Annotated in this window: 19 protein-coding genes and 1 pseudogene; 8 read left to right on the top strand and 12 right to left on the bottom strand. The window is 70.8% G+C overall.

Annotation, left to right across the window (positions count from 1 at the left end; genetic code table 11):
• Nucleotides 1-132: 132 nt before the first annotated feature.
• From OG933_RS09450 to OG933_RS09415, 8 genes are all read right to left on the bottom strand, one after another.
• On the bottom strand, nucleotides 133-1,419 hold the full coding sequence (locus tag OG933_RS09450) for an NAD(P)-binding domain-containing protein (protein WP_362527034.1): 1,287 nt from the start codon (nucleotides 1,417-1,419) through the stop codon (nucleotides 133-135).
• A gap of 156 nt (nucleotides 1,420-1,575) precedes the next feature.
• On the bottom strand, nucleotides 1,576-2,274 hold the full coding sequence (locus tag OG933_RS09445; RefSeq protein ID WP_405626475.1) for a GntR family transcriptional regulator: 699 nt from the start codon (nucleotides 2,272-2,274) through the stop codon (nucleotides 1,576-1,578).
• A gap of 98 nt (nucleotides 2,275-2,372) precedes the next feature.
• Entirely contained in the window at nucleotides 2,373-3,374 is a 1,002-nt protein-coding gene (locus OG933_RS09440) for a proline racemase family protein (protein ID WP_405626472.1), read from the bottom strand.
• Nucleotides 3,375-3,415: 41 nt separating this feature from the next.
• A complete protein-coding gene (locus tag OG933_RS09435; RefSeq protein WP_405626470.1) occupies nucleotides 3,416-4,348 on the bottom strand; it encodes a dihydrodipicolinate synthase family protein in 933 nt (310 codons plus the stop codon).
• A gap of 38 nt (nucleotides 4,349-4,386) precedes the next feature.
• Nucleotides 4,387-5,793, bottom strand: a complete 1,407-nt coding sequence (locus OG933_RS09430; RefSeq protein WP_405626469.1) for an FAD-dependent oxidoreductase — start codon at nucleotides 5,791-5,793, stop codon at nucleotides 4,387-4,389.
• Nucleotides 5,790-6,176 (bottom strand): (2Fe-2S)-binding protein, encoded by a 387-nt coding sequence (locus tag OG933_RS09425; RefSeq protein ID WP_405626467.1) that lies wholly within the window; start codon nucleotides 6,174-6,176, stop codon nucleotides 5,790-5,792. Before OG933_RS09425 ends, OG933_RS09430 begins: the two co-directional genes overlap by 4 nt.
• A complete protein-coding gene (locus tag OG933_RS09420) occupies nucleotides 6,164-7,354 on the bottom strand; it encodes an NAD(P)/FAD-dependent oxidoreductase (RefSeq protein WP_405626465.1) in 1,191 nt (396 codons plus the stop codon). Before OG933_RS09420 ends, OG933_RS09425 begins: the two co-directional genes overlap by 13 nt.
• A gap of 77 nt (nucleotides 7,355-7,431) precedes the next feature.
• Nucleotides 7,432-8,226 carry a hypothetical protein gene (locus OG933_RS09415; RefSeq protein ID WP_362527032.1) on the bottom strand — a complete coding sequence of 265 codons (795 nt, stop codon included), beginning with the start codon at nucleotides 8,224-8,226 and terminating at the stop codon, nucleotides 7,432-7,434.
• Between the two features lie 460 nt (nucleotides 8,227-8,686).
• Here OG933_RS09415 and OG933_RS09410 point away from each other — a divergent pair, with 460 nt between their 5' ends.
• Together OG933_RS09410 and OG933_RS09405 are read left to right on the top strand one after the other, a co-directional pair.
• Nucleotides 8,687-9,391 (top strand): DNA polymerase beta superfamily protein, encoded by a 705-nt coding sequence (locus tag OG933_RS09410; protein WP_405626464.1) that lies wholly within the window; start codon nucleotides 8,687-8,689, stop codon nucleotides 9,389-9,391.
• A 442-nt stretch (nucleotides 9,392-9,833) separates the two neighbouring features.
• The gene (locus tag OG933_RS09405; protein WP_405626462.1) at nucleotides 9,834-12,056 is read left to right on the top strand and encodes an elongation factor G; all 2,223 of its coding nucleotides are present in this window, start codon (nucleotides 9,834-9,836) and stop codon (nucleotides 12,054-12,056) included.
• A 158-nt stretch (nucleotides 12,057-12,214) separates the two neighbouring features.
• On the opposite strand, the gene OG933_RS09400 is transcribed toward OG933_RS09405, so the two are convergent.
• Nucleotides 12,215-14,011 (bottom strand): coagulation factor 5/8 type domain-containing protein, encoded by a 1,797-nt coding sequence (locus OG933_RS09400; RefSeq protein ID WP_405626460.1) that lies wholly within the window; start codon nucleotides 14,009-14,011, stop codon nucleotides 12,215-12,217.
• A gap of 230 nt (nucleotides 14,012-14,241) precedes the next feature.
• Between OG933_RS09400 and OG933_RS09395 the strand changes: the two genes are divergently transcribed.
• The 5 genes from OG933_RS09395 (at nucleotide 14,242) to OG933_RS09375 (ending at nucleotide 20,858) form a co-directional block, all read left to right on the top strand.
• Nucleotides 14,242-15,561 (top strand): sugar ABC transporter substrate-binding protein, encoded by a 1,320-nt coding sequence (locus OG933_RS09395; protein ID WP_362526967.1) that lies wholly within the window; start codon nucleotides 14,242-14,244, stop codon nucleotides 15,559-15,561.
• 19 nt (nucleotides 15,562-15,580) lie between these two features.
• Nucleotides 15,581-16,567 carry a sugar ABC transporter permease gene (locus tag OG933_RS09390; protein WP_362526965.1) on the top strand — a complete coding sequence of 329 codons (987 nt, stop codon included), beginning with the start codon at nucleotides 15,581-15,583 and terminating at the stop codon, nucleotides 16,565-16,567.
• A gap of 7 nt (nucleotides 16,568-16,574) precedes the next feature.
• The gene (locus tag OG933_RS09385) at nucleotides 16,575-17,414 is read left to right on the top strand and encodes a carbohydrate ABC transporter permease (protein WP_028806141.1); all 840 of its coding nucleotides are present in this window, start codon (nucleotides 16,575-16,577) and stop codon (nucleotides 17,412-17,414) included.
• A gap of 29 nt (nucleotides 17,415-17,443) precedes the next feature.
• On the top strand, nucleotides 17,444-18,802 hold the full coding sequence (locus tag OG933_RS09380) for a GH1 family beta-glucosidase (protein WP_362526962.1): 1,359 nt from the start codon (nucleotides 17,444-17,446) through the stop codon (nucleotides 18,800-18,802).
• A 163-nt stretch (nucleotides 18,803-18,965) separates the two neighbouring features.
• A complete protein-coding gene (locus OG933_RS09375; protein WP_405626458.1) occupies nucleotides 18,966-20,858 on the top strand; it encodes a discoidin domain-containing protein in 1,893 nt (630 codons plus the stop codon).
• A 65-nt stretch (nucleotides 20,859-20,923) separates the two neighbouring features.
• Here the strand turns inward: OG933_RS09375 and OG933_RS09370 are convergent, their stop codons facing one another.
• The gene (locus tag OG933_RS09370; RefSeq protein ID WP_405626457.1) at nucleotides 20,924-22,474 is read right to left on the bottom strand and encodes a hypothetical protein; all 1,551 of its coding nucleotides are present in this window, start codon (nucleotides 22,472-22,474) and stop codon (nucleotides 20,924-20,926) included.
• Nucleotides 22,475-22,723: 249 nt separating this feature from the next.
• On the opposite strand from OG933_RS09370, the gene OG933_RS09365 reads away from it, so the two are divergent.
• Nucleotides 22,724-23,566: an alpha/beta fold hydrolase gene (locus tag OG933_RS09365; protein ID WP_405626456.1), complete on the top strand. Its 843-nt coding sequence runs from the start codon at nucleotides 22,724-22,726 to the stop codon at nucleotides 23,564-23,566.
• A 77-nt stretch (nucleotides 23,567-23,643) separates the two neighbouring features.
• Here OG933_RS09365 and OG933_RS09360 read toward each other — a convergent pair.
• Nucleotides 23,644-23,787: pseudogene (locus OG933_RS09360) on the bottom strand (hypothetical protein); the annotation flags it as partial.
• A gap of 75 nt (nucleotides 23,788-23,862) precedes the next feature.
• Entirely contained in the window at nucleotides 23,863-24,816 is a 954-nt protein-coding gene (locus OG933_RS09355) for an ArsA-related P-loop ATPase (protein ID WP_362526951.1), read from the bottom strand.
• Between the last annotated feature and the right edge of the window lie 105 nt (nucleotides 24,817-24,921).

Raw genomic sequence — 24,921 nt, 5'->3', positions numbered from 1 at the left:
CCGCATTCGAGTGCGCAGGCAGGAAGGCCAGATACCCGCCCCCCAGGGCGGGTATCTGCTTGTCCGAGGCGTTTCGGAAGCGTTTGCCGGGGGTGGACCGGCGTTCCCCGCCGGGCCCCTGCCCGCCACACCTCACGCCCCGCGCAGTTGTTCCAGATACGGCGCCACGTCGACCTGGATCGATGCGCCCTCCCGCTGCCCGTACTGACCCGCGATCCCGCTCAGATACGTCGCTATCTCCTTGCGCATGACCTCCGCGTCCGGCAGCACCGCTTGGCCGGTGACGAGCCGCGCCACCCACTGTGCCTGGGCCTCCACCATCCGGGTGATCGAACCGACCGGGCGGACCAGACCGACGAAGAACATCCCGGGACGGTCGGGGGCGACGACCCGCTTGTAGAGCTCGACCGTGCCCTGCGCGCCGACCGGACTGCCGGGCTGCAGGAAGGGGAAACCCATCTGGTAACCGGTGCAGTACACCATCGCGTCGGCCTTCACCGATGTGCCGTCGGTGAAGGAGACCCGGTCGCCGTCGAGGGCGTCGATCGCGGGTCTCGGCGTGACCGCGCCGTGGCGGATACGGCTGAGGATCTCGTCGGAGATGGTGATCGCCGACGCGAAGATCGGGTGGTCCGGCTCGGGCAGACCGTAGTCGCCGAGCTTGCCGCGGGCCACCAGCAGAGCCTGTTCGACGAAACGGCGCTGCTCGGACAGCGACATACTGATCCACCACGGCGCGTCGGCGATCGTGTCGAGGGCCATGCCGAACAACTGCTTGGGCACGATGTGCAGCCCCCGGCGCACCGAGAGAACCGTCTGTTCCGCGTATCTGGAGAGGTCCGCGGCGATGTCCACAGCCGAGGCGCCGAGCCCCACCACGACGACGCGCTGTCCGGCGTAGTCGCTGCCGTCGCGGTAGTCGAAGGAATGCTGAATCGTTCCTGTGAACGTCTCGGCGCCCCGCGGCAGGGCGGGCATCGACGGCTCCGAGTTGTGCCCGGAGGCGACGATCACGTGCGTGAAGTGCCGGGACGAGAGCGTGCCGTCGGCATCCCGGCTGACGACCCTCCACCCGCCGTCGGCCTCCTGGCGCACGGACTCCACGGTCGTCCCCAGCTCGATGTGGTCCAGCACGCCGGCCCACTCGGCGAACGAACGCAGATAGTCGGCGATCTGGCTGTGCCGGGGGTAGAGCGGGTAGGAGGCGGGCATCGGATAGGCGGAGTAACCCGTCAGTTCCTTGGCGGTGTTGAGATGCAGTGACAGATAGCCGGGGCCGCGCTCGCCCGCCTGCGGCCGGCGCCAGATCCCGCCGACATCGCTCGCCTGCTCCAGACAGACGAAGTCGACACCGGCTGTCTTCAGGGCGTGTGCCGTCGCCAGCCCCGACAAGCCCGCACCGATCAGACACAGACGCACGGATTCCCCCACAGGTGAGACACCATCTTTTCGCGCACGGGCAGGTGACTGCCCATCCGGTGTTCCTCTCACTCTTCGACCGCCAGCGACGAGGATCACAGCGCACTCCGGGGGAGGCATGCGGCTGTTGCCCCCCGGTTGTTCACTCCCGGCTGTTCACTCCCGGGCGGATGCCCACAGCCCCCGCACATGTCCGAGATGTCGTGTCATGACCTTGTGCACGGCCCGCTCGTCGCGTGCCAGCAGGGCGTCCAGGAGCTCCAGGTGCTCCTCGGCGGAGGCCAGCAGTCGGCCCGAGGTGGCCAGTGCGGTCAGGCCGTAGAGACGGGCCCGGCCGCGCAGCCCGCGCACCACCTCGACCAGGTGGGAGTTGCCGGCGAGAGCGAGCAGGCCCAGGTGGAAGCGGGTGTCGGCCTCGACGTAGGCGATGAGATCGCCCGCGACCGCGGCGGTGACGATCTCCCGGGCGGCCGGGCGCAGCGCCTCCAGTGACACCGGATCGGCGGTCGTCGCCAGCGTCGCCACGGTGGGGATCTCGATGAGCGCGCGGACATGCGTGTACTCGTCGAGCTGTCGGTCGGAGACCTCGGTGACCCGGAACCCCTTGTTGGGCACCGCGTCCACCAGGCCCTCCTTGGCGAGGTCCAGCATCGCCTCGCGCACCGGGGTCGCCGAGACACCGAAGCGGGCGGCCAGGGCCGGCGCCGAGTACACCTCGCCGGGCAGCAGTTCACCCGCGATCAGCGCGGCCCGCAGGGCATCGGCCACCCGCTCGCGGTAGCTGCTCCGCCGGCCGCCGAGCGAAGGAAGGGAGGGCACGGCGGCTGCCGGGCTGCTGTCGTGCGGGGCGGCCATGGGGATCTCCTGGAAACGGGGCACGGAAACTGCTGTGCCATGTCACGTATCTCTGTGCACCGTCAGTATCCATCGAGCCGCGGCCGCCGCGGTGGGCGTCACAGTACGAAGCCCGCCGGGAACGGGTCCGTCGGGTCGAGCAGGTACTGGGCCGTGCCGGTGATCCAGGCTCGGCCCGTGAAGCTGGGCAACACTGCCGGACGGCCCGCCACTTCGGTCGTGGCGAGCAGTCGGCCCGTGAACCGGGTGCCGATGAACGACTCGTTCACGAACTCGGTGTGCAAAGGCAGTTCCCCCCGAGCGTGCAGTTGCGCCATGCGCGCGCTCGTCCCCGTACCGCAAGGTGAGCGGTCGAACCAGCCCGGGTGGATGGCCATCGCGTGCCGGGAGTGGCGGGCGGTCGCGCCGGGCGCGTACAGGTGGACGTGCTGACAGCCACGGATGGACGGGTCTTCGGGGTGGACCGGCTCCCCCTCGGAGTTGATCACCTCCATCAGTGACAGGCCGGCTCGCAGGATGTCGTCCTTGCGTGCGCGGTCGAAGGGCAGCCCGAACTCCTCCAGGGGCAGGATCGCGTAGAAGTTGCCGCCGTACGCCAGGTCGTATGTCACGGTACGGCCGTCGAGCAGCGTCGCCCTGCGATCCAGCGCGACCGCGAAGGAGGGGACGTTCCGCAAGGTCACGGACGTGGCCGCGCCGTCCTCGACCGTCACCTCGGCGACGACGGGCCCGGCCGGGGTGTCCAGCCGGATGGTGGTGACCGGTTCGACGACCTCGACCATGCCCGTCTCGACGAGCACCGTCGCCACCCCGATGGTGCCGTGCCCGCACATCGGCAGATAGCCCGAGACCTCGATGTAGAGGACGCCCCAGTCGCAGTCCGGTCGGGTGGACGGCTGGAGGATCGCGCCGCTCATGGCGGAGTGCCCGCGCGGCTCGTTCATCAGCAACTGCTTGATTTCGTCGCGGTGTTCGCGGAAGTACAGTCGCCGCTCGTTCATCGTCGCGCCGGGGATGGTGCCGATCCCGCCGGTGATCACACGGGTGGGCATGCCCTCGGTGTGCGAGTCGACGGCGTGCAGGACGAGCTTGCTGCGCATGAACTTCCCCTTGGATCGGCCGAGTTGCGTTGTCCCGGTGGTTACGCCAGACCGGCCGCGACGGCCTTCTCGGTGGCCGCGCGGACGGTCGCCTCCTGGCCCGGCGACAGCGGGACCCGAGGTGGGCGGCAGCCACCGCCGTGGCGGCCCACGACGTCCATCGAGAGTTTGATCGCCTGGACGAACTCGACGCGCGAGTCCCAGCGAAGCAGCGGATGAAGCTGACGGTAGAGGGGCAGCGCGGCGGTGAGATCACCGGCGACCGCCGCCCTGTACAGCTCCACCGACGACTTGGGAAGGGCGTTGGGGTATCCGGCCACCCAGCCCTTGGCGCCCGCCACGGCCAGCTCCAGCAGTACATCGTCCGCGCCGATCAACAGATCCAGATCCGGGGCGAGTTCGGCGATCCGGTAGGCGCGGCGGACGTCGCCCGAGAACTCCTTGACGCCGTGGATGTGACCCTCGCCGTGCAGCCGGGCCAGCAGTTCGGGGACGAGGTCGACCTTGGTGTCGATCGGGTTGTTGTACGCCACGACCGGCAGGCCCGCCGCGGCGACCTCCGCGTAGTGGGCCACGACGGCACGCTCGTCCGCGCGGTAGGCGTTGGGCGGGAGCAGCATCACCGCCGAGCAGCCCGCCTCGGCCGCCTGCTCGGTCCAACGGCGGGCCTCCGCCGAGCCGTACGCGGCGACACCGGGCATCACCCGCTCCCCGCCGATCGCGGCCACCGCGGTCTCCACCACCCTGGCGCGTTCCTCCGGCGTGAGCACCTGGTACTCGCCCAGGGAGCCGTTGGGTACTACGCCGTCACAGCCGTTCGCCACCAGCCAGGCGCAGTGCTCGGCGTACCGGTCGTAGTCGACGCAGAGGTCCTCGCGGAGCGGAAGCGCGGTGGCGACGAGGACGCCACGCCAGGGACGGTGAGGGGAGGTGACGGGAGCGGGGGGAGCGGCGGGGGCGGTGGAGTCGGGCATACGGTGAGTCATCCCTTCCGAGTGTGCCGTGTGACATATCACTGAGGTGTCGAGGGATCGGCCGGAGCGGCCAGCACACCCAGGGGCACGGGGCGGGCCAGCAACCGTCGTGCCGGAGTGAGGGCGCAGCCCGCGACGCCGGCCACTGCGGGCTCGCACATGCGGCCCTGGCACCAGCCCATGCCGGCCCGGGTCAGCAGTTTCACGGTGCGCAGGTCACCCGCGCCGAGCGTGCCGACGGCCTCGCGGACGGCGCCGGCGGTGACCTCCTCGCAGCGGCACACGACCGTCTCGTCGGTGACCTGCTCCGTCCACCGGGCGGGCCGGGCGGCATAGGCGGCGTCCAGTGCCGCGAAGAAGGACCGCAGCCCGGTACGGGCCCGCGCGGCGGGGGCCCACTCCCGCGGGTCGGGGACCCTGCCCGTCAGCCTGGCCGCCGCCGACCGTCCGGCGATGTGCCCCTCGGCGAGCGACAGCGTCGAGCCGCCGATCCCCGTGGTCTCGCCGGCGGCCCAGACGCCGGGGACGTCGGTGCGCTGTTCGTCGTCGACGCTCACGCCCGGTCCGTCGAGCCGGCAGCCGAGCCCCTCCGCGAGGTCGGTGTGCGGCAGCAGACCGTGGCCCACGGCGAGGGTGTCGCAGACGATACGTCGTTCCGTGCCGGGCACCGGCCGGCCTTCCGGGTCCAGCGCGGCGACGGTGACGGACTGCAGCCGCTCGGTCCCGTGCGCCTTCACCACGGCATGACGGGCCGTCACCGCAACGCGGTGACACAGGAGTCGGGCCGCGTACACGGCTCCCTCGGCGAGCTTCGTGGGAGCACCGGCCCAGGTCCGCGCCCGACGTGTGAAATCCGCCGGTCCGGCCGACTCCACCAGGGCGACGACCTGGGCGCCCGCAGCCGCGAGGCCGGTGGCGACGGGAAGCAGCAGGGGCCCGGTGCCGGCCACGACGGCCGTACGGCCGGGCAGTACGAGCCCGCCCTTCAGCAGCGCCTGGGCACCGCCCGCGGTGACCACGCCGGGCAGTGTCCAGCCGGGGAACGGCAGAACCTTCTCGTAGCCGCCGGTCGCCAGCAACACCCCGTCGGCGTGTACCGCCACGGACTCCTCCTGCTCCGGTCCGATCAACGCGTGCACGACAAACCCGTCCGACTGCCGCTCCACACACCACACATGACGATCACTCAGGTGCGCGACGCGGTCGGCGGCAAGGTGGGTGTCGAGTCCGGCACGCAGTCGCTCCCAGGTGCGCCACTGGTGATGGAGGGCCTGTGGGCGCCGCGCGCCGAGTCCTCGCGCGGGCTGCCGGTAGAACTGTCCGCCCGCCTCGGCGGCGGAGTCGATCAGGACCACGCGCACGCCACGGGCAGCGGCCGCCAAGGCGCCGGCGAGGCCGGCCGGGCCGGCGCCGATCACCGCGAGTACCGGGCGATGCGCGGTCATCGTGGCTCCGCCCCCTCGGGACGCGCTTGCCCGGGACCCGCTTGCCCAGGACCCGCTTGCCCAGGACCCGCTTGCCCAGGACTCGCTTCCTCGTGGCCCGTCCCCACCTGCGTACGGACGTCCGCGCCCGGCACCGCCGCTACCAGACAGGCCCGTCGGCCGGGCCGGCCGTCGACGGTCACCAGACAGTCGAAGCACACGCCGATCCCGCAGAAGACCCCGCGCGCACGTCCCTCGCCCCGCGTGGTGCGCCAGGCCGTGACGCCGGACGCCCACAGTGCGGCGGCGATCGTCTGACCGGGCAGCGCCTCGATCTCCCGGCCGTCGAAGGTCACGGTGAACGGCGCGCCGGGGCGGGCGCGGGTCAGCTTCAGGGGATCCATGGCGGGGCCTCCTCGGCGAAGCGGTCAAGGGGGTCGGGGCGGTCGAATCGGTCGGGGCGGAACGGTGCCAGGTCCAGCTCCGGGCGTCGGCCGGTGAGTGTCTGCGCGATGAGATGGCCGGTGCCGGTGGCGAGCCCGATGCCCGCGCCCTCGTGCCCGCAGGCGTGGAACAGCCCGGGCACCCGAGGGTCGGGTCCGACGGCGGGCAGATGGTCGGGCAGGTAGGGGCGGAAGCCGAGGTAGGTGCGCATCGCCCGTACGTGTTCCAGGAACGGGAACAGGCGCGTCGCGCCCGCCGCCAGGGCGCGTACGACCGGCAGCGAGAAGGACCGGTCGAAGCCCACCCGTTCACGGCTCGCGCCGATCAGCACGGGCCCGGCGGCGGTCCCCTCGACGACCGGTGAGGTCTGCAGGGCGGCCGAGTCGCTCGCCACGTCGGCCACATAGTCGGCGGCGTACACCTTGTGCCGTACCCGGCGCGGCAGCGGCTCGGTGACCAGGACGAAGCCGCGGCGGGGGAGTACGGGCAGCCGGACCCCCGCCAGCGCGGCCACCTCTGATCCCCAGGTCCCGGCCGCGTTCACCACGGCCGGCGCCAGGATGTCGCCCCGGTCGGTACGTACGCCCCGCACGGCGCCGGCGCCGTCCAGCAGTACCCGTATCACCGTGCGACCCGTCTGAAGACGTGCGCCCGAGGCCCGTACGAGGTGGGCCGCGGCCAGGGTGGGCATCACCTGGGCGTCCTGCGGGTACAGCACCCCGCCCGCGAGACCGCGTGCCAAATACGGTTCCAGCTCGTGGAGTTGATCCGCCCGGACCTGGACCGCCGACACCCCGGCCGCGCGCTGACCGGCCGCCAGCTCGGCGAGGGCGGTGAGCGATGCGGGCGTGGAGGCGACGACGAGACCGCCCTTGGGTTCGTACTCGACCGCCGCGCCCAGCTCTTGCGCCAGCTCGCCCCACAATCCGGCCGACAGCAGAGCCAGTTGGAGTTCGGGTCCCGGCTCCTTGTCGGAGACCAGGAGATTGCCCTCGCCCGCGCCGGTCGTGCCGCCGGCCACCGGACCCCGGTCGACCAGGATCACGTCCAGTCCGGCACGGGCCGCGTACAGCGCGCAGGCGGCGCCCACCATGCCGGCGCCGACGACCACGACGTCACCGCTCGGTCGCTTGGTCACGCCAGTAATATGTCACATGGTGCAGAGGCGGGGAAGAAGGCCGGAGCAGCGGGACACACCCGGCCGAACCGGCTCGCTCAGTCGAACTCGCTGGGCTCCGGCGCCGGCGTGCGGCCCTCCCGTACGTCCTTGAGCCGTGTGGTGCCGTGGCTGACCGCGTCCTCGGTGCTGTCGTGGTCCGCACCGTCGGTGCCGCCGTTGGTGACCGTGATCGCGTCGTCCCCGACCCGTACGACGGCGACGTCCATGGTGAGGGTGACCGGGGTGCCACCGGAGGGGCCCGCCACCGTCACGGTGAGGCCCTGCCGGGCGTCGCCCGACTTGGGCAGGGAGGCCTCGACGACCTGCACGGTACGGGTCGAGCCGTCGGAGGCGACCGCGTTGAACTGGTCGCACGCGGTCGGCAGGGTCTTGAGCCAGTCGAACGACTGGTCCAGGCTCGCCGGTTGGTAGGCGGCGACCTGGTAGAGCAGCCGGGAGTTCCCCTCGGTGAAACCGGTGAGCGCCGACGGGCCGGGCGGGGGCCCCAGGAGGTCTTCGTCGTAGAGCCCGTCGAGCAGGCGCTGGCAGTCGGCGGCCTGTGTCTTGCCGGTGAGGAACTGCGCGGCGTCGACGGTGCCGATGAGCATCCGGTTCCGCCAGCTGGCCGCGGTCTTCACCTGCGTCCAGTTGTCCTCGAGGTCTCCCGCGGTGATCAGCGCCGTCTGCGCGCCGGCCGAGGTGAGCGGCGTGATGGTGGGGGACGCGGTGGCGGTCCGTCCGCCGGCGGACGAGGTCGCGGTGCTCGATTCGGTCGACGCGCTGTCGTCCCCGTCGTCGGAGCAGGCCGCCGTGGCCAGCAGCGTTCCGACGGCCAGGGCGACGGCCAGCACACGGACCGGACGACCGGGACGCGTCGGCCCGGCCGGCCCGGCAGGCCCGGCGGGACGGGGTGGGGTGGACGGGCGGGACGACAGGCGAGGGCTGGTCACGAATACCTCCTGAGGACGGTTCGGGGACGGGGCGGGCGGGGACGGTCCCCGCGTGGGCGCGCCCCGGGCGGGTTCCCGAGGGATTCCTCTCGTCGACCTGGGTGCTTCCCAGGCACCCTGTGGGCTCTTGTGGTGCTGCCTCTGCCCCTACACGGCACCACCGGCCGGGCCGCTCGACCAGCGCACTGATCCGTACGGGTGAAGCGGCCGATGGGAGGGGGCACCGGGCCGAGCGCGGGCGGAGCAGTCCGGCCGGCTGGAAAATACGAGGTGGGCCGGGCCGGAGCCGGGGCATCATGGCGGTTCTGCCGCCCGGCCACGGGGGCAGGTGATCACCACCAGGGAACGACCGGGGGCTCCTGTGACCGTCACCAACCTCCTGCTGTCCGGAATCGTCGGCTCGACCGCCTACGGGCTCGCCCACGAAGGCTCCGACGTGGACCGCCTCGGTATGTTCGCCGCCCCCACCGAGGACCTGCACGGCCTGCGCCAGCCGAAGGAGTCGCACGTCAGCACGGCGCCCGACCGCACCCTGCACGAGGCCGCGAAGTGGTGCCGACTCGCCCTCGGTGGTAACCCGACGGTGATGGAACTCGTCTGGCTGCCGGACGAGTTGTACGAGGTGCGGACCCCGCTCGGTGACGAACTCATCGACCTGCGTGCGACGTTGCTCAGCGCCCGCCGGGTCCGGGACGCCTATCTCGGCTACGCCACGCAGCAGTTCCGGAAACTGCAGAACCGCAGCCAAGGCCCCCTCGCCGCGGAGGCCCGCAAACGGACCGCCAAGCACGCCCGTCACCTCAAGCGACTGTGCACCCAGGGCTACGAGCTTTATGCCACCGGGCGGTTGACGATCCGCGTCGACGATCCCGACGGCTACCACACCTTCGGTGAGCAGGTCGCGGCCGATCCCGAAGCCGCGCTGCCGCTGCTGCGGGGCTTCGAGGAGGCGTTCGCCGAGACGCGCAGCGTGCTGCCCGAACAGCCCGACGAGACGGCCGCCGACGCATGGCTGCGCCGGGTGCGCAGGCAGTTCTACACGGCGACGCAGGCCACGCCCGGGTGACCGACGGACGCGCTCGCCTCACGCCGGGAGGCGGAGCCGCGCCGGCACAGCCGCGGGACGCGTGCGATGAATAGCGAGCGATAAATGGCGTGCGAGGCGGGCCCGTTCACCCCTACACTCGCCGCAACCGAGCGCGGCCCAAGACATGGGCAGCGCGGTTACCGAGACGAACGAGGGGAGCCCGGCCATGCGTGACCACACCGCTGTCGTCGCTCCCCGCTCCCGCTACGAGGTGATCCTCGTGTCTCCGTCCGTCCGGTGCTCGCTGCGCGGCCGGCACCGGATGTCCTGACGAACGTCTGAGTTCGACAATGCGCCGCTGATGTGCCGTACCTGACGGTGCGTCAGCGCGTGTGCGCATCGGCACGTCCATCACGTGTCCCGACGTACGTCCGGAAATCGCGCTGCCCGTTCTCGGAAACACCCCGAAAGGCCAAGGGCCGTGCGCAACCACCTCGACCGTCATCTCTCCGCCGTGCGCAACCTGGGCATCCTCGCCCACGTCGACGCCGGCAAGACCACCGTCACGGAGCGGATCCTGTATGCCACCGGGACCACGCACAAGCGCGGCGAGGTCCACGACGGCACGACCATCACCGACTTCGACCCCCAGGAGCGCGACCGTGGCATCACCATCTTCGCCGCGGCCGTCAGCTGCGACTGGGACGGTCACCGTATCAACCTGATCGACACCCCCGGGCACGTCGACTTCGCCGACGAGGTGGAGCGATCCCTGCGGGTGCTCGACGGGGCGGTGGCGGTGTTCGACGCCGTCGCGGGCGTGGAACCGCAGAGCGAGTCCGTGTGGCGGCAGGCCGACCGGCACGGTGTACCGAGGATCGCGTTCGTCAACAAGCTGGACCGGGTGGGCGCCGACCTCGATGCCGCGGTGACGTCGATCCGGGAACGGCTCCATCCGGTCCCCCTGGTCGTGCAACTGCCGATCGGCACGGAGGACGGTTTCAGCGGCGTCGTCGACCTGCTGCGCATGCGGGCGCTGACCTGGAGCGACGACGGCGGCGAGACGGCGGTCGAGGACGTCGTGCCGGAGGGCCTCCGGGAGGAGGCGCTGCGCCGGCGCCGGCTGCTGGAGGAAGCCGTGGCGGAGCGGCACCCGGCCGCGCTGGAGGAGTTCTGCGACCGGGAGACACTCTCCGCCGAGACCCTCTCCGGTGCCCTGCGCGAGCTGACCCGGACGGGCGACGCGGTGGTCGTGCTGTGCGGCTCGGCCTACCGCAACCGCGGGATCGAACCGCTGCTCGATGCCGTCGTCGCCTATCTGCCGTCGCCGTCGGACGTGCCGCCGGTATGCGGGATGCCGGGTGGCGTTGCCGGTATGCGAAATACCAAGGGCGGTATGCGTGACGCTGGCGACGGTATGCGCGGCACTGTCCACGGTATGCACGAAACTGCCGACCGTCGGCACGAAACCGCCGACCGTCAGCGCGAGAGTGCCGACCGTATGCAGGATGCCGTAGGCGAGCAACGCCCCGCCGACCCCGCCGCCCCGTTCGCGGCGCTCGCGTTCAAGGTTGCCGCGACCCCCACGGGCCGGCTCACCTATCTGCGGGTGTACTCGGGCACGATCGAGAAAGGAGACGCGGTGTGGGAGTCCGGCGCGCGGCGTATCGAGCGGATCGGCCGGATCCTGCGGGTGCAGGCCGACCGGCACGCCCAGCTGGAGCGCGCGGTCGCCGGGGACATCGTGGCCGTGATCGGGCTGAAGTCGGCCCGTGCCGGTTCGACGCTGAGCGCGCCCGGGGCGCCCATCGTGCTGGAACCGCCGGGGGTCGCCGACCCGGTCGTCTCCGTGGCGGTCGAGGCACGCACGAGCACCGACGCCGACCGGCTGGTCTCGGCGCTTGCCCGGCTCGCCGAGGAGGACCCCTCGCTGGTCGTCCGGACCGACCCGGAGACCGGTCAGACGGTGCTGTCGGGCATGGGCGAACTGCACCTGGAGGTGGCGGTGGAGAAGATCCGGCGCAGTCTCGGTCTGGAGGTCAACGTGGGTCGTCCGAGGGTGACCTACCGGGAGACGGTCGCCCGCGGGGTGTCCGGTCTGGTCTTCCGGCATGTCAAACAGGACGGTGGGGCCGGGCAGTTCGCGCAGATCGTGCTCGACGTCGAGCCACTCGACGTCGAGGAGGCGGGAGACGGTGCCGAAACCGGTTTCACGTTCCGGTCGACCGTCGTCGGTGGACGGGTGCCGCAGGAGTACGTCCGCGCGGTCGAGGCCGGCTGCCGGGACGCCCTCGCCGAGGGTCCCGTGGGCGGGCATCCGGTCACCGGGCTGCGGGTCACCCTGACCGACGGGGCGACCCATGTGAAGGACTCCTCCGAGATGGCCTTCCGCGCGGCCGGTCGGCTCGGGCTGCGGGAAGCCCTGCGCGGCTGTGCGATGGTCGTGCTGGAACCCGTCGTCGAGGTCACGGTGACCGTTGCCGAGGACGCCGTCGGCGGGGTCCTCGGCGACCTGGCGGCACGGCGCGGGCGGGTCACCGACTCGGCTGTGCGGGGCGGTTCGGCGGTGGTCACCGCCACCGTGCCGCTGGCCGAACTGTTCGGCTACGCGACCCGGCTGCGCAGCCGGACCCAGGGCCGAGGCACCTTCTCGGCCCGGCCGACGGGGTACGCCCCGGCGCCGGCGCAGGCGACGACGCGGTAGGTCCACGCCTTCCCGCGAGGTCGCAGGCCCAGGCCGTCTCGGCGGTTCGTGCCACGAACACCTGACGTTCGTGGCACGAACCGAAGGCGTAGGTCACCCCTGCGTTGTGTGCGGCGCGGGCCGTGTCCCGTCAGGGTCGTCCAGGCGGCACGGGCAGGTCAGGGGTACGACACCACGGTCGACGGCACCGTCGACGTACCGGAGGTCGGCGCCCCGAGGTCGTTGATGACGTGCTCGTACTGGCCCTGTCCGCCCAGGGAGACCACCAGCAGGTCGTGGAACTTCACGCCCGGTACGTTCGGGGCGGCGAAGCCGTGGTGCTGGACGATCGTCGGGTCGACGTTGTAGTAGCAGTAGCTGCCCAGACCCCAGCCCTCGTGCGCGGTGACGTGGGCACCGACCTTGTAGGCGGCGTAACCCTTTACCGAGCCGTTCTGGATCGCCGCCTGGTTCGGCGCGTCGTAGGCCTTCTCGTTCTGGAAGAAGATCGTGCGGCCGCGCTGGCCGTTCCACTGCACGTCGTACTTGTTGAAGTGCTCCACGAACAGGCCCGTGGCCAGCACGTCGTGGCCGTTGACGACGACGCCGTAGTCGGCCCGGTTGGTCTCCCAGCCGACGCCCTCTCCGTGGTCGGCGCGCCAGACCCAGGTGTGGTCGACGATCGTGTGACGGTTGTTGATCACCATGCTGGTGGTGGCCTTGCCGGCGCCCGCCCCGCCGATCCGGACGAACACGTCCTGGACGGTGGTGGGATTGGCGGAGTGGTCGCGCGATGCCCCGGGCGGACCGACTTCCAGCAGGACCGGGGAGTTGACCGGTCCGGCGTCGACGAGGAAGCCGGCCAGCCGGACCCCGTCGACGTCGGCCACCTTCAGCGCGCCGACGCCGTTGTCCGGGATCAGGGTGGCGTAACCCAGGCCCAGCACGACGGTGTCGGCGCGGTTCACTTGGATCGGCCGGTCGAGGTGGTAGATCCCCGGCGTCAGCAGCAGGTTCAGGCCCTGCGCGAGCGCCTGGTTGAGCGTGGCGGCGGAGACGCCCGGCTTGGCGACGTAGAACCGCGACAGGGGCAGTGAGCTGCCGCGCGGTGTGCCGTTGCCCCAGCTGACCCCGCGCGCGTCGGTGCGCTTGGCGGGCAGGAAGACGCGGAAGGCGCCGGCGCCGTCGACGTACAGGAAAGGCTTCTCACGTGAGACCGGGGTCGTGTCGAGCGTGGTGTACGGCGGGTTGGGGAAGCTCTGGGCGGGCGCGCCCTCGACGCCCGAGAACACCATGTTCCAGACGCCGTTGAGCCAGCTGCCGATCGCGCTGTCCCGGGTGTACCACTGCTGCTGCGAGTAGGGGCCGATCTCGCCGTCGATACGGCTGTCGGCGATGTAGCCGCCACTGGCCCAACCGTAGCCGGACGGGGCGAGGTTGAGGCCGCCGCGGATGTGCATCCGGCGGAAGGGGGCGGCCTGCGCGACGGCCCACCGGTTGGTGCCGCCGACCGGGACGAGCGCGAGGTTCTCCGCCGAACGCCAGAAGTTCTGCGTGGCGTTGCCGCCGAACCAGCCCGCGTCGACGGTCACGTCACCGTTGATGGTCGTGTCGTCGGGGGAGAGGCCGAGGCCGGCGATCGAGGTGTAGAAGCCGAGTTGGGCGTTGAGGCCGTGGTAGGTGCCGGGCCGGAACAGCAACGCGTAGCGGCCGGTGCCGAACTGGGCCGACTCCTGTTGCCGGAACACGGCGTCCAGCCGGGCCTGGATGTCCGGGGTCGACGGGTCGAAGACCAGGACGTTCGGTCCGAGGTCGCCACCGCCCGGAAGGGCGCGCAACCGCTTTCCGCGCGGGGCGGCGGAGGCCGGCGCGGCGGCGAGTCCGGCGAGGGCGGGGGCTGCGGCGGCCGTGGCGGCTGCGGCGAGGACTGTTCTGCGGCGCACGGCGGGCGGTTGCGACGACGGCGTGTGGGGCATGGGCGGCTCTCCTCGGTCCAGGCCGCTCCAAGTGAACGGCTGATTTAAGGAAGTGAACGGTCGCTGGGTTGAGAGCGCTCTCTCAGCGCTGAATGCTTCAACTACCTGAACGTGCGCGTCAAGTGGCGGGACCGGAGTTCCCCGGACTGTGCCGGAACACTTGACGCGGCCCCTTTCCGAGGTTTAACTCACGTCCTAAATTAAGTCCTGATGACACCGGGAGCCGACCCATGCGCACCATCCGAGCCGCGGCCACAGGCGCCGTCGTCATGTCACTCGCCCTCGCGGCCACGGCCTGTGGCGGCGGCACCTCGACGGACGGCGAAGGCTCCAACGACTCGCCGAAGACCCTCACGTACTGGGCCTCGAACCAGGGCGCGAGCATCGAGGTGGACAAGAAGGTCCTCCAGCCGGAACTCGACAAGTTCGAGAAGCAGACCGGGATCAAGGTGAAGCTGGAGGTCGTCCCCTGGTCGGACCTGCTCAACCGGATCCTCACGGCGACCACCTCCGGCCAGGGCCCCGACGTCCTCAACATCGGCAACACCTGGTCGGCCTCGCTCCAGGCGACGGGCGCGCTGCTGCCCTGGGACGAGGCGAACCTCGCGAAGATCGGCGGCAGAAACCGTTTCGTCGAATCTGCGCTCGGCTCGACCGGAGCACAGGGCAAGGACCCGGCCGCGGTGCCGCTGTACTCGATGGCCTACGCCCTGTACTACAACAAGCAGATCTTCGCCGACGCCGGCATAGCCCAACCGCCCGCCACCTGGGCCGAGTTGGTGGCCGACGGCAAGAAGATCCAGGCGAAGGGCAAGCAGGTCCTGGGCGCCGAGGGCGCGAACGTCTCGGAAAACGTCCATCACGTCTTCGTCTTCGCCAAGCAGCACGGCGCCGACTTCTTCACCGCCGACGGAAAGCCCGACTTCACGTCGGACGGTGCGGTCTCGGCGGTCAAGCAGTACGTCGACCTGATGGCGAAGGACAAGGCCATCCCGCAGGGCAACGCCGAGTACGCGCAGAACCAGTCCGTGAGCGACTTCGCCAAGGGGAAGACGGCGATGCTGCTGTGGCAGACCGCGTCCGCCAACCTCAAGTCCCAGGGCATGAGCGAGGACAAGTACGGCATCGCCCCGGTGCCCGTGCAGTCCGGCGCCCCCGGCCCCGGCGCCCAGGTCAACTCGATGGTCGCGGGTATCAACCTGGCCGTCTTCAAGAACACCGACAACCTCGAGGGCGCCACCGAGTTCGTGAAGTTCATGACCGGCGACGAGGAGCAGAAGATCCTCAACAAGGCGTACAGCACCATCCCGCCGGTCGCCTCCGCCCAGTCGGACCCCGGGTTCAACTCCCCCGCGAACGCGGTCCTGAAGGACACCCTCGCCAAGAGCGCCGCAGCGCTGCCGCAGGTCGCCGACGAGTCGCAGTTCGAGACGGTGATCGGTACGGCCGTCAAGGAGCTGTTCGCCGACGCGGCGGCCGGCCGAGCGGTGACCACCGAGTCCGTGAAGGCCAAGCTCGCCAAGGCCCAGCAGCAGATGCCGACGAAGTGAGCCGGACGAAGTGAGCCAGATGACCACCACAGCCGAGGTCGAAAAGCCTCGGACGGACCCTGGATCCGAGCGGGCCCCGCGCCCGCGTCCCGGCCGGATCCGCCGCATCGGACTGCCCTACCTGCTGCTCCTGCCCGCCCTGGTTCTCGAACTCCTCGTCCATCTGGTGCCGATGGTGATCGGCATCGTGATGAGCTTCAAGGAGCTCACCCAGTTCTACATCCGTGACTGGGGCACGGCGCCGTGGTCCGGCCTCGACAACTACAAGGTGTCGGTGGACTTCGACGCCCCGGTCGGCGAGGCCCTGCTGCACTCGTTCTTCGTCACCGTCGGCTTCACCCTGCTCTCGGTGGGGCTGTGCTGGCTTATCGGCACCGCGGCGGCGATCTTCATGCAGGACACCTTCCGCGGCCGGGGCCTGCTGAGGGCGCTCTTCCTGGTGCCGTACGCCCTGCCGGTGTACGCGGCGGTGATCACCTGGGTCTTCATGTTCCAGCACGACAACGGCCTGGTGAACCATGTCCTGCACGACCAGCTGCACCTCACCGACAAGCCCTCCTTCTGGCTGATCGGCGACAACAGTTTCTACGCGTTGCTCACCGTGTCGGTGTGGAAGGGCTGGCCGTTCGCCTTCCTCATCGTGATGGCCGGCCTCCAGAACATCCCCGGCGAGCTGTACGAGGCGGCCGCACTGGACGGCGCGGGCAGGTGGCAGCAGATCCGCCGCATCACCCTTCCGTCCCTGGGCGCGGTCAACCAGGTCCTGCTCCTCGTCCTGTTCCTGTGGACCTTCAACGACTTCAACACGCCGTTCGTCCTGTTCGGCAGGGCCGCCCCGGAGGCCGCGGACCTCATCTCGGTCCACATCTACCAGGCCTCCTTCGTGACCTGGAACTTCGGCACGGGTTCGGCGATGTCGGTCCTGCTGCTGCTCTTCCTACTGGCCGTGACGGGTGTCTACCTGGCCGTCACCTCGCGCGGACGGAGGGCTTCACATGCGCGCTGACTCCCCCATGGCACCACCGCGTTCGTTCCTCTGGTCCCGGCGGATCTTCCTCACCCTGCTCACCGGGTTCGTGCTGTTGCCGGTGTACGTGATGGTCTCCAGCTCCCTGAAGCCGCTTGCCGACGTCACGGGCAAGTTCCGCTGGCTGCCCAGCGGGCTGACGATCCGCCCGTACATCGACATCTGGTCGACGGTCCCGCTGGCCAGGTACTTCGTGAACTCGCTGGTCGTGGCGGGCGCGGCCACGGTCTGCTCCGTGGTGATCGCCGTGTTCAGCGCCTACGCGGTAAGCCGTTACGACTTCCGTGGGAAACGGGTCTTCACGGTCACCGTGCTGTCGACGCAGATGTTTCCCGGGATTCTCTTCCTCCTCCCGCTGTTCCTGCTCTACGTCAACATCGGCAACGCCACCGGCATCGCGCTGTTCGGCTCGCGCGGCGGCCTGATCCTGACGTATCTGACCTTCTCCCTCCCCTTCTCCATCTGGATGCTGATCGGCTACTTCGACTCGGTGCCGCGCGACCTCGACGAGGCGGCGCTGGTGGACGGCTGTGGTCCGCTCGGCGCGCTCTTCCGGATCGTCGTACCGGCCGCGATCCCCGGCATCGTGGCGGTCGCCGTCTACGCCTTCATGACCGCCTGGGGCGAGGTGCTGTTCGCCTCCGTCATGACCAACGACACCACCCGCACGCTCGCCGTCGGACTCCAGGGCTACTCCACCCTCAACGACGTGTACTGGAACCAGATCATGGCCGCCTCGCTGGTGGTCAGTGTGCCGGTGGTGGCCGGCTTCCTGCTGCTCCAGCGCTATCTCGTCGCCGGGCTGACGGCCGGAGCCGTGAAGTGAGCAACCACCCCGATTCCGAGAGGACTTCAGTGACCATCGACTTTGCCGCCCTGCCCCAGGACTTCCTGTGGGGAACCGCCACCTCGGCGTACCAGATCGAGGGAGCCGTGGCGGAGGACGGCCGTTCGCCGTCGATCTGGGACACCTTCTCGCACACTCCCGGAAAGATCGCGGGCGACGACCACGGCGACGTCGCCTGCGACCACTACCACCGCTGGCGCGACGACATCGGCCTGATGCGTCAACTCGGTTCCAACGCCTACCGTTTGTCGATCGCCTGGCCCCGGGTGGTGCCGGGCGGGGACGGTCCGGTGAACCCCAAGGGCCTCGGCTTCTACGACAAGTTGATCGACGGCCTGCTGGAGGCGGGCATCACCCCGTCCGTCACCCTCTACCACTGGGACCTTCCGCAGGCACTCCAGGACCGCGGCGGCTGGCCCGAGCGGGAGACCGCGGAGCACTTCGCCGCGTACGCGTCGGTGGTCGCCGAGCGGCTGGGCGACCGCGTCACCCACTGGGCCACCCTGAACGAACCGCTGTGCTCGGCCTGGATCGGCCACCTCGAAGGCAAGATGGCCCCCGGCCTCACGGACCTGACGGCGGCGGTCCGCGCCTCCTACCACCTGCTCCTCGGCCATGGACTCGCCGTCCAGGCCATCCGGTCGGCGGTCCCGCACGCCGAGATCGGCATCGTCAACAACCTCTCCACCGTTCACCCCGCCACCGACCGTCCCGAGGACATCGCCGCCGCCCGCCGCATGGACGGCCACACCAACCGCTGGTGGCTCGACCCGGTACACGGCCGAGGCTTCCCGGCCGACATGCGGGAGGTGTACGGAGTCGAACTCCCCGAGCAGCCAGGGGACTTGACGACGATCGCCGCGCCGCTTGACTGGCTGGGCCTGAACTACTACTTCCCGGCCACGGTGAGCGACGACCCCGACGGGCCCGCCCCGCACGCCCGTTCCGTCCGCCGGGACGGCGTCCCGCGCACCGGGATGGACTGGGAGGTCGACGCGAGCGGCATCGAGACACTGCTGCTCCGCCTGACCGACGAGTACGGTGCGCGACGGCTGTACGTCACGGAAAACGGTTCCTCGTATCCCGACATCGTCCGCCCGGACGGCAGCGTCGACGACCCCGAGCGTCAGGCCTACCTGACGGGCCACCTCGCCGCCTGCGCCTCCGCCGCCCGCAAGGGCGCCCCGCTGGCCGGCTACTTCGCCTGGTCCCTGCTGGACAACTTCGAGTGGGCGTACGGCTACGACAAGCGCTTCGGCCTCGTCCACGTCGACTACCGCACCCAGGCCCGCACGATCAAGGGCACCGGACGCCACTACGCGGAGATCATCCGTAGCCACCGGGAAGGGGTGGTGAAGGCCGCCTGAGGGCGCGGGGCACGGCGGGCGCGGGTGTGGGAGCGCGCGCCCGCCACGCCCCAGGTCCCTGAATGTCATGAGCACGACAGCTCGACGTCGCCCCTGCCGCCTGTTGTCCACCGAGGAGATCTGACTTCTACCGAGGAAACCGTCTGTTACCGAGGAGAGCCGCATGTCATCACGTACCGCTCGCACTCCCCGCACCCTTTTGACCGCCGTCGCCGCCCTGGCCCTGCTGGGCGCGGGACCCGCCCTCGGGGCACCGGTCGCGGCCGCCGCGCCCGCCGCCGACGCACCGGCCTGGGACACCGACCGCGCCGCAGCCGCGTACGCCGCGAACCCGGCCGCCGTCACCGCCTCCGGCAGTGAGAACGGCGCAACCGGCCCCGGCCTCGCCTTCGACGGCAACGCCGCCACCCGCTGGTCCAGCAACTTCGCCGACGACGCCTGGATCCGCCTCGATCTGGGCACGACCCTCCGGGTCGACCGGGTCGTCCTGGACTGGGAGGCCGCCTACGGCAAGCGCTACGTCCTGGAGGTGTCGAAGAACGGCACCGACTGGACGCCCTTCTACACGGAGACCGCGGGCACCGGAGGCACGGTCACCGCGCACACCTATCCCCAGGAGGCGACTGGCCGATACCTCCGCCTGCGCGGCCTGGAACGCGCCACGCCGTACGGCTACTCGCTCTACTCCCTCAAGGTCTACGGCGGCGAACCGGCCCCCGCCTCCACCGTGCGTTCCAACCTCGCCCTGAACCACCCGGCCTACACGAACTACTACCAACACGCGGGCAACTCACCGGCGTTCGTCACGGACGGCGGCCACCCGGCCAACCTGAAGGACGACGCCACCCGTTGGTCGAGCGACTGGAACGCGGACCGCTGGGTCGGTGTCGACCTCGGTGCGACGTCGACGATCGACACGGTCGACCTGTACTGGGAGGCGGCCTATGCCGTCGACTACCAACTGCAGGTCTCCGACGACAACCGCACCTGGCGAACCGTGTACCAGCCGTCCGCCGCCGAGGTCGCCACGCGCCGGGCGAACGTGAAATCCCCGTCCGAGGCGGTCGGCGTGCACGACAGCGTGCGACTGCCCCAGCCGGCGACCGGGCGCTACGTCCGGATGCTCGGCAAGGAACGCCGCTCTTTCTACAACCCGGCCCCCGCCACCGCGCAGTTCGGCTACTCCCTCTACGAGTTCGAGGTCTGGGGCACCGGCGGCAGCGCCTTGGCCGCCTACCCCGCCCTCCCCGGCGAGCAACAGGGCACCTACCGGACGACGTTCTTCGACGACTTCACCGCCGCGTCCCTCGACCGCTCCAAGTGGCGTGTCGTACGCACCGGCACGGAGATGGGCTCCGTCAACGCAGAGGCGCAGGCGTACGTCGACTCGACCGAGAACCTCCGCACCGAGAACGGCGCCCTGGTCCTGCGGGCCAAGTACTGCAAGGGCTGCACCCAGGCGGGCGGCGGCACCTACGACTTCACCTCCGGCCGCGTGGACACCAACACCAGGTTCGACTTCACCTACGGCCGGGTCAGCGCCCGGATGAAGCTGCCTGTCGGCGACGGATTCTGGCCCGCCTTCTGGCTGCTGGGCAGCAACGTCGACGACCCCTCCGTGTCCTGGCCCGCCTCCGGGGAGACCGACATCATGGAGAACATCGGCTACGCCGACTGGACCAGCTCCGCCCTGCACGGCCCCGGCTACTCCGCGGACGGCAACATCGGTGCCCGCCAGACCTACCCGAACGGCGGCCGGGCCGACGCCTGGCACACGTACGCCGTGGAGTGGACGCCGACCGGCATGCGCTTCTACGTCGACGACCGCCTCGTCCAGGAGACGACCCGCAACAAGCTGGAGTCCACCCGCGGCCAATGGGTCTACGGCCACAACCAGTACGTGATCCTCAACCTCGCCCTCGGCGGCGCGTACCCGGCCGGCTGGAACCAGGTCACGACCCCGTACTGGGGCCTGCCGCAGTCGAGCGTGGACCGGATCGCCGGCGGGGGAGTGCAGGCGGAGGTGGATTGGGTGCGGGTGGAGCAGAAGGGATAGCCGCGGTCGATACCGGACGACGGGAGTGGCGGGAGTGGCGGAGTGGCGGGAGATGGCGTGGTGGATCAGCCGAGGGGGACGGTCGTCCTGCCTTCTCCGCCCGTTCGCGCCCTCCAGCGCAGGCAGGCCCCCGTGACGAGCAGCGCGGCAGCGAGGACGGACGTGACGCAGGCGACCAGGAACACGTCGGATTTCTCGTCCGCGAACATGCCGGCGGCGGTGAGGGCGAGAAACACCCCGAAGGCCTGCGGGCCCGTCCCCGAGGGCATCGGGCTCGGCGTCCGCCGGTTCCTGCGGGGGATCCACAGGCGCAGCAGTTCCGCGGTGGCCGCGAGGGCGAAGATCCTGGAGGTGATCATCAGTCCCAAGGGGGCGGTGTTGTCACCCAGTTCGCCCACGCCGACGAGGGTCGTGAAGCCGAAGTAGAGGATCGGCAGCAGCCAGCCGAGGCTCGCCCGGGTGCCGGGGGAGGGCACTGGGGCCGCGGCTGTCGCCGGGGCCTTGGCCCTCGTGTTCGCCTTTGCCTCCGACCCCGACCCCGACCCCGACCCCGTCTTCGTCCCTGTCTCCGTCCCCGTCTCCGTCCCCGTCTTGGTGAGGGCGAGGGGCATGCGGGGAGCCGGGATCGCGGCGGGGATCGGCGCGGCGGGGATGGGCGCGCTCTCCGGGAGGGGGCGCAGCGCTCGCGTCTGGGCGCGGCGGATGCGGCGGCCGGCGTCGCCGTGCCGGTCCATGTGGGCGGACAGCTCGGCCTGGAGGGTGAGCAACTGCTCCGCCATCGCGTCGAACTCGGCTCGGCGTTCGGCGGCGAGGTGCGCGGCCTCGCGTTCGGCGGTGGTGAGGTGCTGGAGTGCCTCGGCGTGTAGCTGTTCGGCTTCCGCGCGGGCGGCCTGCGCCGTGCTGGGCGCCTGGGCCAGTTCCCCTTGCAGGCGGGTGCGTTCGGCCTCGATGATCTCGGCGATGCGGTGACGTTCGTCCGGCGGGAGCTCGCGCGGGGCGCGGGCCTCGGCGCGGGCGAGAGCGGCTCGGCGCCACTCCATCAGCGGTCGGCCCCGGTGCTCGCCGATGCCGTTGATGTGCACCTTGCGGCCTTGGGCGCGGTGGATGTAGAGGACCTCGCCGCCCTTGCCGTTGGGAGCCTTGCCCCAGCTGACGCGGGTGAAGTCCGCGGCCGTGGTGATGCCTTGGGCGGCGAGGGCGCGAACGAGTCCGCTGCCGATGCCGTTCACCTCGCTCGCTGTGAGACGGCTGCCGTTGAGCGTGCGCTGGACGGACTCTCGGCGCAGGACGGCGAGAACCTGTCGTTCCTGATGGTCACGTTTGCCGTCGAGGCCGCTCAGCCGCCGTGACAGGGAACGCTCTTGGCGTATCTGCTGCTCATGGATCCGGTGCAGCGACTTGCCGTGGGTGGCTTCCGCGCGGCTTCGCTTCCTCGCCTCGTGGTTCAGACGGCGGCGGTCGGTGAGCTCGAAGGGGCGGCGCTTGTCGAGGAGGCGGCGGAGGGCGCGTATGGCCTCGATCAGGCGACGGCGGTCCGCGCGGACGTCGGCGAGGGCGGGAGGGACGGAAGCGAGCCCGTCCCGGTGGGAGTGCGGGGAGGTCGTGCTGTTGATCAACGGGGACTCACTCGGAGGACGGGGCGACGAGGCCGTGGCCTGCGGCGGGCTGTGCGGTCGGGGCGAGTCGGCCCGTAGGGGCCTGTCGGTTCAGGACGTGCGCGTACATATAGACGCGGACTCTCCGGATGCGGGAAAGGTTGCATGAAACGGTGAAGGAAATGCGTGCATGTGTACGAGGGGCGGGCCTCGGCTCCCAGCCGTCGAATCCGCTTGTTCCGCGTCCACTGCCCTGAAACGCTCGGGCGCATGGTCACCTTCACCGCCCACGACGGAACCCGCCTCGCCCACCACGAGTCGGGTGACGGGCCGCCCCTGGTCTGTCTGCCCGGCGGGCCCATGCAGTCCGCCGGATACCTGGGAGACCTGGGCGGGCTCACGGCTCACCACCGACTGATCGGGCTGGATCCGAGGGGCACGGGGGAGTCGGCGATGGCGCGGGACACGTCGTCGTACCGGTGCGATCGCCTGGTCGACGACGTCGAGGCCCTGCGTGAGCACCTCGGCCTCGATCGTATGGACCTGCTCGCCCATTCCGGCGGAGCCAACCTCGCGGTGCTCTACGCCGCCCGCCACCCCGACCGCGTCGCCCGTCTTCTGCTGATCACCCCGAGCGTCTACGCCGTCGACCTCGAGATCACCGCGGAGGACCGTCTCGCCACGGCCCGCCTGCGTCGGGACGAGCCGTGGTTCGCCCCCGCGTACGCGGCCCTGGAAGCGGTTACCGCCGGGCGGGCCACGGCCGACTCCTGGAACGCCGTCGCCCCCTTCTGGCACGCCCGCTGGGACGAGGCGGCCCGTGCCTTCGACGAGGCCGGCGAGCGGGCGAAGAACCACGAGGCGGCGGCCGCGTACACGGCCGAGGGCGCCTTCTCCCCGGCTGCCACCCGCGCGGCGCTGGCCGCCTTCCCGTCGCCGGTCCTGCTCCTGGCGGGGGAGACGGACCTGGCGGCTCCCCCACGCGTGATGAGCGAGTTCGCGGAACTGTTCCCGAAAACGGAACTCGTCGTGCAGCCGGGAGCGAGCCACTTTCCCTGGCGGGACGATGCCGTGCGGTTCGTGTCGATCGTGAAGGAGTTCACGGACCGCTGACGGGCCGGCCTGGTCGCCGTGCGGTGGGTCGGCCCGTCCGGCGGAGGGACCAGCCGGGGCGCATCAACGGGGGCGCATCAGCAGTCCCGCAGCTCCGCCGACCGGTTCAGTACCTGCGCCCGCGTCGAGGTGGACCGCGCGTGCGTGGAACCGCCGCCTGCCGCCGGGCGGCAGGCGGCCACCCGGTGGCAGTTCTGGAAGGCCAGGGTCACGCCGAAGTGGTGTCCTGTTCCGGTGGAGGGGTGGGGGAGGGGCCGCGCCCGCCTCGACACGCGCGGGGTCTGCGCGGCGTCTTCTCAGGCCAGTGACGCCGGGCCGGGGACGAACTCCGGGTCCACCTGGGCGGCCAGGTCCTCACCGGTCGCCGCGTCCGCCCAGGCGCGGGCGTTGCGGAGGTGGAACTCCACGGCGTGGCGGTGCAGGGCCGGCCAGTCCTTCTCGCGGGCGTCGACCGTCTCGCGCAGGAGGTCGATGGCGTGGCGGTTGACGTCCTCCGGCTCGCCCTGGGGATTGCCCCGTTCGGCCGAGCGGACCCAGGGGGAGACGACGAGGTGGGTGAGGAGGTCGTCGCCCACCTCCTCCTTGAGGAAGAGCAGGTCGTCCTCGCCGGTGACCTTGTTGCCGACCACGGCGAGGGGGATGCCGAACTCGCGGGCGTGGTCGCGGTACTGGCGGTAGACGGAGACGCTCTTACGGGTGGGCTCGGCCACCAGGAACGTCATGTCGAAACGGGTGAACAGACCGGAGGCGAAGGCGTCTGCGCCGGCCGTCATGTCCATCACCAGGTACTCGCCCGGTCCGTCCACCAGGTGGCTCAGGTAGAGCTCCACCGCGCCCAGTTTGGAGTGGTAGCAGGCCACCCCCAGGTCGCTCTCGTCGAACTCGCCCGTCACCATCAACGGCACGCCGCCGACCCGCTGGACGTGCCGTGTGTGCAGTGCGTCGTCGCCCAGCAGGCGCAGCAGCCGGGAGCCCCGGCCGGGCGGGGTCGTCTTGACCATCGCCGCGCGGGAGGTGATCCGCGCGTTGGTGCCGCGCAGCAGGTCCTTGATGTCGCCCAGCTGCGCGGCCAGGGGCGGGGCCTCGAAGGGCGCCGTGTCCGCCGCGGGGTCCAGGGCCTGGGCCAGATGCTGGTTGATGTCGCCGTCCACGGCCAGCACCGGTGCGCCGGATCGTGCCAACTGCCGGGCGAACAGGGCCGACAGGGTCGTCTTGCCGCTGCCGCCCTTCCCCACGAACGCGACGCGCATCACAGCACCCCCTTGTTGAAAATGAAAGTCATGTGGCTAGATTTAGGGGCGTGCCGTGATCTCTGTCAAATCCGGGAGGGATGGTTAAGTGATCAACTTGCTCCG

It is taken from the genome of Streptomyces sp. NBC_00016 (assembly GCF_045040885.1).
GTDB classification, from domain to species: Bacteria; Actinomycetota; Actinomycetes; order Streptomycetales; family Streptomycetaceae; genus Streptomyces; species Streptomyces coriariae.
Note: the sequence above shows the minus strand (reverse complement) of the source record. Positions and strands in the feature narration are given on the sequence as shown.

Excerpts from the sequence above, each read along its gene's own strand:
- OG933_RS09445 (WP_405626475.1), bottom strand. The coding sequence starts at position 2,274 with ATGGCCGCCCCGCACGACAGCAGCCCGGCAGCCGCCGTGCCCTCCCTT.
- OG933_RS09425 (WP_405626467.1), bottom strand. The coding sequence starts at position 6,176 with ATGGATCCCCTGAAGCTGACCCGCGCCCGCCCCGGCGCGCCGTTCACC.
- OG933_RS09355 (WP_362526951.1), bottom strand. The coding sequence starts at position 24,816 with ATGCGCGTCGCGTTCGTGGGGAAGGGCGGCAGCGGCAAGACGACCCTG.
- OG933_RS09400 (WP_405626460.1), bottom strand. The coding sequence starts at position 14,011 with ATGCCCCACACGCCGTCGTCGCAACCGCCCGCCGTGCGCCGCAGAACA.
- OG933_RS09440 (WP_405626472.1), bottom strand. The coding sequence starts at position 3,374 with ATGCGCAGCAAGCTCGTCCTGCACGCCGTCGACTCGCACACCGAGGGC.
- OG933_RS09430 (WP_405626469.1), bottom strand. The coding sequence starts at position 5,793 with ATGACCGCGCATCGCCCGGTACTCGCGGTGATCGGCGCCGGCCCGGCC.
- OG933_RS09395 (WP_362526967.1), top strand. The coding sequence starts at position 14,242 with ATGCGCACCATCCGAGCCGCGGCCACAGGCGCCGTCGTCATGTCACTC.
- OG933_RS09365 (WP_405626456.1), top strand. The coding sequence starts at position 22,724 with ATGGTCACCTTCACCGCCCACGACGGAACCCGCCTCGCCCACCACGAG.
- OG933_RS09435 (WP_405626470.1), bottom strand. The coding sequence starts at position 4,348 with ATGCCCGACTCCACCGCCCCCGCCGCTCCCCCCGCTCCCGTCACCTCC.
- OG933_RS09390 (WP_362526965.1), top strand. The coding sequence starts at position 15,581 with ATGACCACCACAGCCGAGGTCGAAAAGCCTCGGACGGACCCTGGATCC.
- OG933_RS09385 (WP_028806141.1), top strand. The coding sequence starts at position 16,575 with ATGGCACCACCGCGTTCGTTCCTCTGGTCCCGGCGGATCTTCCTCACC.
- OG933_RS09375 (WP_405626458.1), top strand. The coding sequence starts at position 18,966 with ATGTCATCACGTACCGCTCGCACTCCCCGCACCCTTTTGACCGCCGTC.